10 protein-coding genes, 2 tRNA genes, 1 rRNA gene and 1 other annotated feature are annotated in these 12101 nt (G+C 41.9%); of the genes, 5 read left to right on the forward strand and 8 right to left on the reverse strand.

Annotation, left to right across the window (positions count from 1 at the left end; genetic code table 11):
• Positions 1 to 62 precede the first annotated feature (62 nt).
• On the forward strand, positions 63 to 2519 hold the full coding sequence (gene fadE / locus SKA34_RS18765) for an acyl-CoA dehydrogenase FadE (RefSeq protein ID WP_006647093.1): 2457 nt from the start codon (positions 63 to 65) through the stop codon (positions 2517 to 2519).
• 84 nt (positions 2520 to 2603) lie between these two features.
• Here the strand turns inward: fadE and SKA34_RS18770 are convergent, their stop codons facing one another.
• Positions 2604 to 3842, reverse strand: coding sequence for a TIGR03503 family protein (locus tag SKA34_RS18770; protein ID WP_039860920.1), 1239 nt, complete (start codon positions 3840 to 3842; stop codon positions 2604 to 2606).
• Between the two features lie 7 nt (positions 3843 to 3849).
• Complete coding sequence (gene dnaQ / locus SKA34_RS18775; protein ID WP_006647095.1) at positions 3850 to 4575, reverse strand: DNA polymerase III subunit epsilon; 726 nt, start codon at positions 4573 to 4575, stop codon at positions 3850 to 3852.
• A 50-nt stretch (positions 4576 to 4625) separates the two neighbouring features.
• On the opposite strand from dnaQ, the gene rnhA reads away from it, so the two are divergent.
• Positions 4626 to 5090 (forward strand): ribonuclease HI, encoded by a 465-nt coding sequence (rnhA, locus tag SKA34_RS18780; RefSeq protein WP_006647096.1) that lies wholly within the window; start codon positions 4626 to 4628, stop codon positions 5088 to 5090.
• Positions 5091 to 5092: 2 nt separating this feature from the next.
• Here the strand turns inward: rnhA and SKA34_RS18785 are convergent, their stop codons facing one another.
• Positions 5093 to 5857 (reverse strand): methyltransferase domain-containing protein, encoded by a 765-nt coding sequence (locus SKA34_RS18785; protein ID WP_006647097.1) that lies wholly within the window; start codon positions 5855 to 5857, stop codon positions 5093 to 5095.
• 43 nt (positions 5858 to 5900) lie between these two features.
• Between SKA34_RS18785 and gloB the strand changes: the two genes are divergently transcribed.
• The 3 genes from gloB (at position 5901) to SKA34_RS18800 (ending at position 9159) form a co-directional block, all read left to right on the forward strand.
• On the forward strand, positions 5901 to 6659 hold the full coding sequence (gloB, locus tag SKA34_RS18790; RefSeq protein WP_006647098.1) for a hydroxyacylglutathione hydrolase: 759 nt from the start codon (positions 5901 to 5903) through the stop codon (positions 6657 to 6659).
• Positions 6660 to 6730: 71 nt separating this feature from the next.
• Positions 6731 to 8473 carry a LysM peptidoglycan-binding domain-containing protein gene (locus SKA34_RS18795; protein WP_006647099.1) on the forward strand — a complete coding sequence of 581 codons (1743 nt, stop codon included), beginning with the start codon at positions 6731 to 6733 and terminating at the stop codon, positions 8471 to 8473.
• The gene (locus tag SKA34_RS18800) at positions 8470 to 9159 is read left to right on the forward strand and encodes a YIP1 family protein (RefSeq protein WP_006647100.1); all 690 of its coding nucleotides are present in this window, start codon (positions 8470 to 8472) and stop codon (positions 9157 to 9159) included. The genes SKA34_RS18795 and SKA34_RS18800 overlap by 4 nt, the downstream gene beginning before the upstream one ends.
• A gap of 20 nt (positions 9160 to 9179) precedes the next feature.
• On the opposite strand, the gene SKA34_RS18805 is transcribed toward SKA34_RS18800, so the two are convergent.
• From SKA34_RS18805 to rrf, 5 genes are all read right to left on the reverse strand, one after another.
• On the reverse strand, positions 9180 to 10013 hold the full coding sequence (locus SKA34_RS18805) for an endonuclease/exonuclease/phosphatase family protein (protein ID WP_006647101.1): 834 nt from the start codon (positions 10011 to 10013) through the stop codon (positions 9180 to 9182).
• A 97-nt stretch (positions 10014 to 10110) separates the two neighbouring features.
• Positions 10111 to 10446, reverse strand: a complete 336-nt coding sequence (locus tag SKA34_RS18810; RefSeq protein ID WP_006647102.1) for a DUF1904 domain-containing protein — start codon at positions 10444 to 10446, stop codon at positions 10111 to 10113.
• A gap of 296 nt (positions 10447 to 10742) precedes the next feature.
• Positions 10743 to 10819, reverse strand: a tRNA-Trp gene (locus tag SKA34_RS18815).
• A gap of 37 nt (positions 10820 to 10856) precedes the next feature.
• Positions 10857 to 10933, reverse strand: a tRNA-Asp gene (locus SKA34_RS18820).
• A 65-nt stretch (positions 10934 to 10998) separates the two neighbouring features.
• A 5S ribosomal RNA gene (gene rrf, locus SKA34_RS18825) occupies positions 10999 to 11114 on the reverse strand.
• Between the two features lie 145 nt (positions 11115 to 11259).
• Positions 11260 to 12101: a sequence feature (23S ribosomal RNA rRNA prediction is too short), on the reverse strand.

Raw genomic sequence — 12101 nt, forward strand, 5'->3', positions numbered from 1 at the left:
TAGCTCAATTATTCCTGATGATGTGTTAAACAGTCTTAATACACAGATTAAGGAGAATCTCTATGGTTACGCTTGCGTATGTCATTAGCTTTATCGGTGTTATGTTCATATTGGCGTATCATCGCGCGTCATTAAAAACCTTTACGGCGGTAATTGCTGCAACACTATTAATCGGTACTGTTTTTTCTATTACAGGTGTTGTTAGCTGGTTAATTTTCGCTGCGATTGCTATTCCTCTTAATATCCCGACCTTGCGTAAAAAATATCTTGCCACTCCTGCATTAAAAGCCTTTAAAGGTGTAATGCCAGAAATGTCTCGTACTGAAAAAGAAGCAATCGATGCCGGTACAGTGTGGTGGGAAGCTGATTTATTTGGTGGCAATCCAGACTGGAAAAAGCTCCATGATATTCCCGCGCCAACCCTTTCAGCAGAAGAGCAAGCTTTTCTCGATGGACCAGTAAATGAACTTTGCCGTATGGTGAATGATTTTCAAATTACCCATGAACTTGCCGATCTACCACCCGAAGTATGGCAATACTTAAAAGATCATAAGTTCTTCGCCATGATCATTAAAAAGCAATATGGTGGACTTGAGTTTTCTGCCTATGCCCAATCCCTAGTACTGCAAAAATTAACAGGTGTCTCTGCTGTATTATCATCAACCGTTGGTGTTCCTAATTCACTAGGTCCAGGTGAACTGCTTCAACACTATGGTACTGAAGAGCAGAAAAACCATTATTTACCCCGCTTAGCAGCAGGTCAGGAAATCCCTTGTTTTGCCTTAACTAGCCCAGAAGCAGGCTCAGATGCCGGCTCAATTCCAGATTTCGGTATTGTGAAAAAAGGTATGTGGCAAGGCGAAGAAGTCCTTGGTATGGAATTAACATGGAACAAACGCTATATCACCCTAGCACCAGTTGCTACGGTACTAGGTCTTGCCTTTAAACTCTCGGATCCTGACAACTTACTCGGAGATCAAAAAGAACTGGGTATCACTTGTGCATTGATCCCAACCGATCTAGAGGGCGTTGAGATTGGTCGTCGTCACTTCCCTCTTAATGTGCCATTCCAAAATGGTCCAACTAAAGGTAACAAAATCTTTGTCCCTATTGATTTTATTATCGGTGGTCAGGAAATGGCAGGCCAAGGATGGCGTATGCTCGTGGAATGTCTATCGGTTGGTCGCGGTATTACTCTACCGTCTAACTCAACGGGTGGATTAAAAACTGCAGCAATCGCAACAGGAGCTTATGCTCGCATTCGTCGCCAATTCAAAATGCCAATTGGTAAAATGGAAGGTATTGAAGAGCCACTTGCACGTATTGTGGGTAATGCTTATGTCTTAGATGCAGCCAGTACCCTAACCGTCGCTGGTATCGATCTTGGTGAAAAACCTTCCGTTATCTCAGCGATTGTAAAATACCATTGTACCCATCGAAGCCAACGCGGTGTGATTGATGCGATGGATATCGTAGGTGGTAAGGGGATCTGTATGGGACCGAGCAACTTTATTGCTCGTGGTTATCAAGGCGCACCTATTGCTGTCACCGTTGAAGGGGCAAATATTCTAACACGTTCAATGATCATCTTTGGACAAGGTGCAATCCGTTGTCATCCTTATGTGTTAGAAGAGATGAACGCCGCTTATAATGATGATAAAAAACAAGCCTTAGAGAGCTTTGATAAAGCAGTATTTGCTCATGTGGGCTTCGTGATAAGTAACATGGCACGCTCTTTCTGGTTAGGTATTACCGATGGCTACGGTTCATCCGCACCACGTAAAGATGCAACCACCCGTTATTACCAACAACTTAACCGTTACAGTGCAAACCTTGCTCTACTGGCTGATATTTCCATGGCAGTGCTTGGTGGTTCATTAAAACGTAAAGAGCGTTTATCAGCCCGTTTAGGTGATGTGCTTAGCCAGCTTTATTTATCATCAGCGACATTAAAACGTTATGCCGATGATGGTTATCAGCAACAAGATCTTCCATTAGTACATTGGGGTCTACAGGATTCATTATACCAAGCAGAAACAGCACTTGATGACTTCCTAAGTAACTTCCCTAATAAGTTCATTGCTGGCGCACTACGTGTTGTACTGTTCCCATTAGGTCAACGTCGTATCAAACCAAGTGATAATTTAGATCATGCCGTTGCTCGTTTAGCACAAACCCCATCAGAAACTCGAGATCGCCTAGGTCGAGGTCAATTCTTAGAAGCATCTGAAGGGAATCCAGTCGGTATGATGGAAGCAGCACTTAACGATATTCTTGCCGCTGAGCCGATTTATGATCGCGTTTGTAAAGCAGCGAACAAAAAATATCCGTTTGTACAGTTAGGTAATGTTGCAGATAAAGGACTTGAACTCGGTGTGATTGAACATGCGGAAGCAGAGCTATTGCGCCGTGCTGAATTAGGTCGTTTACGTACGATTAATGTTGATGACTTTGAACCTGAACAATTAGCAGCAAAGACAACCCCAGATGCTGATTGCTCGATCAATAACGCGGCTTAATCACGACATATTTCATTGTTGGAGTCAGTTAAAAATACAAAAGGGAAGCTAGCGCTTCCCTTTTCTTTGTTTTATGAACATTGTTTATGAGGGTAAAACAAGAGCTTCTTTTTTCTCTTTTCGACGCTTTTTAAATACTCGCCAGCCCCATATTCCACTAATGACCAATACGATTATCGCAATATTACCCATCACCATCACGCTAAGTGTTTTTTCACGTGAGGATTTTTGCAATTCAATCTCTTTTAATATCTGTTGTCGTTCAAGCTCCGCTTTATCGATAGGCGGAAGCTCCATATGAGTTTCAGAGCGAATATTATTAATCACTGCAAAGTGGTTCTCAACTAATGGAAATATCAGCTCGCGTTGATACAACCGATCAGTACCATAGATCCAACCTTCCCACGAATATTTCCCCGTCTCACCATCAAAAGGCAATCCAATCGATAGCTCAGTTTCATTTGGTAATGTCCGTTGCTGAATAATTTGCTGTTTGATATTTGGTGTACCATAGCGAATATAAGCGGCTAACGATCCTGCTACCAGCGCATCATCTTGAGGCAATACTACTAACTGGTGAGGTTCTTTCAGTTTATGACTTTTAATGAGAGTGGCAGAAAACGGTTTAGGGTAAACTAATACCTCTTGCTCTATGGCTCGCGTAAAAACACCATTCATTGATTTAATTACAACACGGTATTTACCCGGTTCAACCGTTATCGGAAGAGAAACAGTAAATATACCATCCCCTGCGACTTCATCACGATCTTGACCATTATCTTCAAAGTTACCCACCACTATTGGCTCAGGCTGTATATCATGAACAAGTTGCTGCTCTGTAGATATAAAGGGGTAAAATGACACACGCAATTTAACCCGGTCTAAAAAGTCACGGACGGTTAAAGGCTGCTCATTCTGCAATAGTTTTGCTGAGAACTTTAACACTTCAGATTGGTACAAATTATGCGGTAACGTATCTGCTGTTAGGTGAAGGTTAGACAACAAGGTAATTCGGTTATCTTGCGAAACGCGTCCAATTGCTTGCCAAGGTCCCGCCATTGGCTCATCAATCGAAATAATATCGAGATCATTTTCGGAATACCAAGAGACATGTTTTGGATGGCGACTGGAATAATATTTCGTTCCATCCGGAGCAACCAAAACTACAGGGCGACTTGGTTGCTCTCGTTTAACCATGAAAGACACTTGCTTTATCGTTGGATCCACACGGAAACGGTTATCAAGCCACGTCATCCGATCATTATCTTGCGCCCCAGCAAATAACGGCCAGACAGCCATACATATCAATAACCGCTTCAGCATAACTCTCCTACAGACGCCAAAGAACGTCAGCTTTTTTACCGATCAAATCGAGTCTTTCTTCATGTGAAACTAATTCATCGGCAGAAGCACAGATAACCTTTAGCCCTTTTCTTTCACCGACCAAACGCTTTATCGCAAATTCTTTCTCACTATCTCCTTCGTTATCGCCACTTAATTTCAATGATGTTTGACCACCCGTCATCATTAAATAAACATCAGCAAGGATCTCGGCATCGAGCAAAGCCCCGTGGAGCGTTCGATGCGAGTTATCTATGCCATAACGTGAACAAAGAATATCAAGGTTATTACGTTTACCAGGAAAGAGGCGTTTTGCCATTTCCAAGGTATCCGTTACTTTGCAGATATCTTCCGTTTTCTTAAGATCAGATCCCATTAACTGGAATTCATAATCCATAAAGCCAATATCAAACGATGCGTTATGAGCCACCAGCTCTGCGCCATCAATAAAGTCGATAAACTCTTGATGGATGTCAGCATAGCTCGGCTTACCGATTAAGAACTCATCAGTAATACCGTGAACATCAATTGCTTCAGGATCTATCGGGCGATCGGGCTTGATATAAACATGGAATGTTTTACCGGTTAATTTACGGTTAATGATTTCAACCGCACCAATTTCAACAATACGATGCCCTTCATAATGCGGGCCCGTCATATTCATACCGGTGGTTTCTGTATCAAATACAATAATGCGTTGGTTAGTGGCTTTCATAGTGGCTTATGTGTCAGACTTAAGTTTTATCTAGGGCAATACTACCAAATATGATGAAGCAGGTAGAAATTTACACAGACGGTTCTTGTTTAGGTAATCCAGGTCCCGGTGGCTATGGCGCTGTACTTAGATACAAGCAACATGAAAAAGAATTAAGTGACGGCTTTTTCATGACAACTAACAATCGAATGGAGCTACTTGCAGCCATTGAAGGGTTAGCGAGCCTTAAGGAATCATGTTTAGTTGATCTTACCACTGATAGCCAGTACGTGCGTCAAGGAATTACGCAGTGGATCCATAATTGGAAGAAACGTGGTTGGAAAACTGCTGATAAAAAACCAGTTAAAAATGCAGATTTATGGCAACGTTTAGATACAGAAACCCAACGTCATCAAGTGCAATGGCACTGGGTAAAAGGTCACGCGGGTCATCCTGAAAATGAACGTTGCGATGTATTAGCTAGAGCCGCGGCAGAAAAACCCACGTTTACTGACGATGGTTATCAATCTAATTAGTTTTACTTTTTATACGCCGCATCTCTTTTCGACATTTCATCACAGGCTTCGGTACGACAATTTACTTGTAACGGAGCCAATTGACGCCTCACTTTCCATTTAGGTTTTATCGGTCGTAATGGAAAAGTACGCTTCCTTGCTACGATAAAATACAAACTTCCTACCACAGACAAGGGTTCTGATAAGATATTTTCCAGCCATGCTGAACACGTTAAGTGACGCGTAGAAGGTAATACCGCAAATGTCTCATGATATATCACCTCATAATTTAGTAACCTAAGCCAATCAATGACTCGAGACGATAAATACATTCTTCCATTCCATGGCGCTTTATTTCTATTCCACGGCAATAATCCACAAAAACCATTAACACTTAATGGATTATTGCCACTAAGTAACAGGTAGCCATCATCAACAGTAACTCTATCAACTTCACGCAATAACCGATGAGGATCCGTTGAATAATCAAGTTGATGAATAAGCAAACACGCATCAAATGACTTTTCAACAAAGGGTAACTCAAAAGACTCAGCTTCGACGTTACGATAACTACTGAATTTATCTACACTAATTTGATGTTGGATATTACAATGGTGACTGGTCAGCTCTGCACTTAAGCCACCAAGCTTTAACATATGGTAACCAAACAGCTTCGGACACCACTCATCGATTCGAGCTTGTAATAATTGTGCCGCCCATTCACCATTGGTCACATTAGACCAGGAATAAGGCACTTCAATATGTGTTACTGTACGCGCTGGCTTCATAATAGTACTGCTCAACACTTGAATAAGGCTGGAGAAGAAATTCATGCTAACAGTTAAAAGCATACCCGCATTTAATGACAATTACATCTGGCTCATTCACAACAAAGATAATCACTGTGTCGTTGTCGATCCTGGTGATGCTACTCCGGTTTTAGAAACCATCGATAAATTCGGTTTTACCCTTGATGCGATTCTAATTACCCACCATCATCATGACCATATAGGGGGGATCAGTGAACTCAAACGCCGCTTTCCATCAACAAAAGTCGTCGGACCGGTTAACGAACCAATCCCTGGGCTAACTCAACCAGTAGAAGATGGTGACCAAGTTGATATTTTTGGTGAACGTTTTATGGTGCTTAGTGTTCCAGGTCATACCTTAGGTCATGTCGCTTATGTCGGGGATGAAAAACTCTTTTGTGGTGATACCCTTTTCTCGGCGGGTTGTGGACGCTTATTTGAAGGCACTCCTGCACAAATGTTCAATTCACTACAAAAAATTGCTACCCTTCCTGACGAAACAGAAGTTTTTTGTGCCCACGAATACACTGCAAGTAATCTTGCTTTTGCTCTTGTCGCTGAGCAGGGTAATCCCCACCTACAGCAATACCGCGATAAAGTGATTCGACTTCGTGCCAACGGAAAATCAACGCTTCCATCAACACTAAGTCAAGAAAAACGTATCAATCCTTTTTTGCGTTGCGATCAACCTAGCATCAAGCGTTCTGTTGCTGATAAAGCATATGATAACTCCGATCTTGAGACTTTCGCAGCACTTCGACGTTGGAAAGATAAGTTTTAACATACTAGACCTTGTCACTATGGTGGTTGGACACGTATTATCTCCAGCCACTTTAGAAATAGACGACAGTTATGAAATCACGGATTCTTTTAGCAAGCGTGCTTTTATTAGTTGGCTGTGAAACAACACAGCCTATCACCAAAAAAGCCGATACTAACGATGTAAATACCGTCGTTGTAAAACCGACAAATAAAGTCATTCTTCCCTTGGTTGAAAACCAACCAGACAAAGTGACTTCAGAAATAAAGAAAATCTCCCCCCAACAACAAAAAAATGTCTGGGATCGTATTGGCATGCAAATAGATACCCGCATTCCGAATAATAAACGTATCCGTTATTACCGTAACTGGTACTTAAAACATCCTCGCAATTTAGAAATCATTGCGGAGCGTGCGCAACCTTTCTTGTACTACATTACAGAACAAGTTGAAAAACGTGGCATGCCATTAGAAATTGCACTACTTCCTATTGTAGAAAGCTCCTTTGACACTAATGCCTACTCTAGCAGTGCAGCTGCAGGTCTTTGGCAAATCATGCCAGATACAGGCCGCCGTTTAGGTTTAAAACAAAACAGTTGGTATGATGGTCGCCGTGATATAGTAAAATCAACTGAAGCCGCACTAAAGCTTCTGACTTACCTCAACAATAAGTTTGATGGTAATTGGCAGTACGCATTAGCAGCCTATAACACGGGTGAAAGTCGCATATTTAGTGCAATTAAGAAAAACAAAGCACTTGGTAAAGCCACCGATTATTGGTCACTTGATTTATCATCAGAAACCAGCAGTTACGTGCCTAAACTATATGCGCTGGCTGACATAATCAAAAACCAAAAGAAATATGGCTTACACCTTCCTGAAATCAGCAACAAACAAGCAGTTGCTGTAGTTGAGCCTAATACTCAAATAGATTTAGATATAGCTGCCCGATTTGCTGGAATTAATACATCAGAAATAAAAGACTTGAATCCCGCTTATCGCCGAGGTGTAACTGCACCTAATGGATTAAATCATTTATTGTTGCCAATAAATACAATCAGTAGATTTAATAAAGAGCTCGCATTAAATAAGAAAAAATCACTACTAACGACAACTTATATCGTTAAATCAGGTGATAGTTTAGGCGTCATTGCTGAGAAAAATAATACTAGCGTGTCAGCGCTGAAGCAATCTAACCATCTAAAAAGTAATAACATTCGTATTGGTCAGAAACTGAAAGTTCCATCATCATCAGGCTTATTAGTAAAAACACAGCACAAAAAAGCTGTAAGTCAGACACATTATGAAGTGCGTAAAGGTGATAGCTTAGGTGTAATAGCCGCTCGCCACAGCACAACAATCAGTGCGATTAAACAAACAAACCACCTCAAAACTAGCAATATACGCATTGGTCAGAAACTGAAACTACCAGCATCAAGTTATGCTTTAGTTCGTACTCAGCATAGCAATGCTATTACTCAAACGTACCATACCGTTCGTGAAGGTGATAGCTTGTGGACAATTGCGCGTCAATACAACACCTCCGTTAAGGCACTGGCGAAAGCGAATAAACTTTCACCTAAATCAACGTTACGTTTAGGTCAAAAACTAAAAGTTGCAGGCAACAAAGTATCGACAAGTGCAGGACAATCTACCAATAAAGTCAAAACAATCAGCTATAAAGTTAAAAATGGCGATAGTTTAAGTGTTATAGCCCAACGTCACGAAGTGACGGTAAAGCAAATAGTAAAATGGAATAACCTCAATAGTAAGAAATATCTAAAACAGGGCCAAACACTTAAGTTGGTTATAGATACAAGCAAGGTTAAAGCATGACACCATCCAAAAATCCATTAATTGCTATTGTTGATATTTTCCGTTCGCCGATTGATTGTTTTGCAGCGGTTTATGAACGTCCTAAGTGGGCGTTTTTACCCTACATTATTATTATTTTCGGCTCATTTATCTTCTGGGGAAGTTACTTTAATCACGTTAATCTACCTTGGCTACAGCAAGCCTTACAAAGCCAACTTGGTAGTGTTGATGAATCCGTCAAACAAGCGTGGTTAACAAAAGAAGTATTACTGGCAGGAGAAGTATTTAGCGATTTTTCAGGTAGAACTGCGGTTATTTTTCTACTGGCATTATGGTTAAAAATGGCCACCAAAGGAGGCCAATATCAACACAGTTACGGCAAGTGGTTAGCAGCCTCTTGCTTTATCATGTTACCTGCATTTATTGGTGATATTGCGAGTTATATTAATGTTATCTTTAATTCTGCAAATATTCTTCCCAATGCCGCTGATTTAAACAGCATTAATGGACTATTAAAGTTACCGTTAAACAATCCATGGGCTCCGTTTTCGACCACTATACCATTGTTAGCGCCTTGGTATATTGCACTCACTTATGCTGCCGTTGGCGCTTGGACTGACTTCGATCGTCCGAAAGCAATTATTGTTGCCGTATTACCTTGGGCATTAACACTTATCATTTGGCCACTACTGATTGTTGTGGCCTAGCAACCTCGTCGCTCGCCTTGTTACTTTAACCTAAACGATACGAGTAGCGGATTATGATCGGAAGCATCAGTTCTTGGTGCTTCTGATTTAACTAACGTTAAATCACGATAATACAAATGATCAAGTGGCTTCCCTAATATGCGAATACGTTGATCATCCGCAAATGATACTTCTTTCAATCCCAATGAATGCGCAAACGACTTTAACACCTTGATCCGCCCCTGACGCCAAGTATTAAAATCCCCAGCCAAAATGATTGGACCAACATGATTGGACAACACATCTTTTAAACTATTTAGCTGCGCTTTGTACTCATCAAGCCCTAACGCAAAATTCACACCGTGTAAGTTTACAACAACCAGAGTTTGTCCATTAGAAAGTGAAAACTCTGATAACAATGCTGACTTTGGTAATCGCAGCCAAGGCTCCATCGCTAAATAAGCACATGTCTGTTTAGAGTCCACTCGAGATAAATTCATCACCCCTGCAGGCGTATCTAGAAAACGAAAAGCATTCGCCATCCGTACAGTCCAGCGATTATCATCAAGGTATGATTTTAAATCAGTATTTAAGCTCGCTTCTTGCAGTAAAACTAAATCCGATCCTGTTGAAAACGATTCTAGAGCCTTGCGCCAGTTGCTGCGTTGTTGTTTATAAATGTTCCAGACCGCGACTGTTAATTCACCATCAATATCCAATGGCGGCGCAATAACGCTTTCCATACAACGATACGAGAGGTGTGGAGCAAAAACCTCATTAGTAACATCGGGTTGGGTTGATATATCAAAAGAGGCATTAAAAGCACCAAGACCTAATGCACCAGCAACAAGCTTCGTTTTTGTATAACGTGCCATACTAACCCTTAAACAGAGTAAGTCAGCCTATTGGGTATAAGCTGACTTATAAAAAATGAATATTTAAACGCTTGAATATCTGTTGTAGAAAGGGATATTAGTAATGTTCGCCATTATCATAATAAGCGGTCGCCGTTAATGCGGTAAAAATAACGGCAACATCCTGATCTTTATCATCCAGAGTTTTTCGTATAGCGGCGGTTATTATAGCTGCAACTTTATCTTGCGTTTCTTGCCCTCGATCAAACCACAAGACTTCTACAAACGGGTAAGCATCAGATACTTCTCCGTCAAAAATAAAAGATGCCGGAATATGCTCTAAAGTAAAGTCTTCGCGAGGGCATGACATCAGTGGTTGAAGTTCATCAACAAGATCTGTTGATAAGGTTTTCACTGCATCAAACTCTACAGCACGGAAACGAAGATGAGGCATAAACTCTCCTTGATTAATCAATGTTAGCAGCACTAAATTACCACTTAATCTTACCTAAGCTCGAGATTTTATTGTTAGCGATAGGTCAATCTCTTTACTTATAAGCTTAATCATACCCCTCCTTTTTGGCTTTTACACCAAGCAATCCAACAGCAGAATACATTAAAGAGTAAACTCGATGATAATTTAAATTAAATAAAAGAAATTAATAAACAAGAGTTAGAAATAACATAGTAGAGCTAATAAGATTCAGACGAAAAAAAGCCCCGTCATTTCTGACGAGGCTTTCTTGATGATGGCAGGGGTGGAGAGATTCGAACTCCCAACACGCGGATTTGGAATCCGCTGCTCTGCCAATTGGAGCTACACCCCTGTAGTTATTTTAAAGACTTAACTGTGTCTAAATAAAGTGGCGGAGCGGACGGGACTCGAACCCGCGACCCCCGGCGTGACAGGCCGGTATTCTAACCAACTGAACTACCGCTCCACACGGAGATAAAACTTTCGTTTTATCCGATATCCGTAGTTCAAAACGAATATCTTAAATTTAAAGCCTGGCGATGTCCTACTCTCACATGGGGAGACCCCACACTACCATCGGCGCTATTACGTTTCACTACTGAGTTCGGCATGGGATCAGGTGGGTCCATAACGCTATGGTCGCCAAGCAAATTTGGTTTATTTATTGTCATCGACAATAAATAGCAATCTGGGAAAATCTAACTAGTTGTTCTCTACACGTTCAAGTGTACTTGGAGTCCGCTTTTCTCTTTACAAGATAAAAACCCCTTGGGTGTTGTATGGTTAAGCCTCACGGGCAATTAGTATCAGTTAGCTCAATGCCTCGCAGCACTTACACACCTGACCTATCAACGTTGTAGTCTTCAACAACCCTTTAGAGACCTTAAAGGTCTAGGGATGACTCATCTTGAGGCTCGCTTCCCGCTTAGATGCTTTCAGCGGTTATCGATTCCGAACTTAGCTACCGGGCAATGCGTCTGGCGACACAACCCGAACACCAGCGGTTTGTCCACTCCGGTCCTCTCGTACTAGGAGCAGCCCCTCTCAATCATCCAACGCCCACGGCAGATAGGGACCGAACTGTCTCACGACGTTCTAAACCCAGCTCGCGTACCACTTTAAATGGCGAACAGCCATACCCTTGGGACCGACTTCAGCCCCAGGATGTGATGAGCCGACATCGAGGTGCCAAACACCGCCGTCGATATGAACTCTTGGGCGGTATCAGCCTGTTATCCCCGGAGTACCTTTTATCCGTTGAGCGATGGCCCTTCCATTCAGAACCACCGGATCACTATGACCTGCTTTCGCACCTGCTCGAATTGTCATTCTCGCAGTCAAGCGGGCTTATGCCATTGCACTAACCTCACGATGTCCGACCGTGATTAGCCCACCTTCGTGCTCCTCCGTTACTCTTTGGGAGGAGACCGCCCCAGTCAAACTACCCACCAGGCACTGTCCGTAACCCCGATAAGGGGCCAACGTTAGAACATCAAGCATACAAGGGTGGTATTTCAAGATTGACTCCACAACCACTGGCGCGGTTGCTTCAACGTCTCCCACCTATCCTACACATGTAGGGTCAATGTTCAGTGCCAAGCTATAGTAAAGGTTCACGGGGTCTTTCCGTCTAG

The sequence above is a fragment of the Photobacterium sp. SKA34 genome (genome assembly GCF_000153325.1).
In the GTDB taxonomy this organism is placed as follows: domain Bacteria; phylum Pseudomonadota; class Gammaproteobacteria; order Enterobacterales; family Vibrionaceae; genus Photobacterium.

Bases quoted from the DNA above. Each gene is read 5' to 3' on its own strand.
- fadE (WP_006647093.1), top strand. From the start codon at position 63: ATGGTTACGCTTGCGTATGTCATTAGCTTTATCGGTGTTATGTTCATA.
- SKA34_RS18770 (WP_039860920.1), bottom strand. From the start codon at position 3,842: ATGCTGAAGCGGTTATTGATATGTATGGCTGTCTGGCCGTTATTTGCT.
- dnaQ (WP_006647095.1), bottom strand. From the start codon at position 4,575: ATGAAAGCCACTAACCAACGCATTATTGTATTTGATACAGAAACCACC.
- rnhA (WP_006647096.1), top strand. From the start codon at position 4,626: ATGATGAAGCAGGTAGAAATTTACACAGACGGTTCTTGTTTAGGTAAT.
- SKA34_RS18785 (WP_006647097.1), bottom strand. From the start codon at position 5,857: ATGAAGCCAGCGCGTACAGTAACACATATTGAAGTGCCTTATTCCTGG.
- gloB (WP_006647098.1), top strand. From the start codon at position 5,901: ATGCTAACAGTTAAAAGCATACCCGCATTTAATGACAATTACATCTGG.
- SKA34_RS18795 (WP_006647099.1), top strand. From the start codon at position 6,731: ATGAAATCACGGATTCTTTTAGCAAGCGTGCTTTTATTAGTTGGCTGT.
- SKA34_RS18800 (WP_006647100.1), top strand. From the start codon at position 8,470: ATGACACCATCCAAAAATCCATTAATTGCTATTGTTGATATTTTCCGT.
- SKA34_RS18805 (WP_006647101.1), bottom strand. From the start codon at position 10,013: ATGGCACGTTATACAAAAACGAAGCTTGTTGCTGGTGCATTAGGTCTT.
- SKA34_RS18810 (WP_006647102.1), bottom strand. From the start codon at position 10,446: ATGCCTCATCTTCGTTTCCGTGCTGTAGAGTTTGATGCAGTGAAAACC.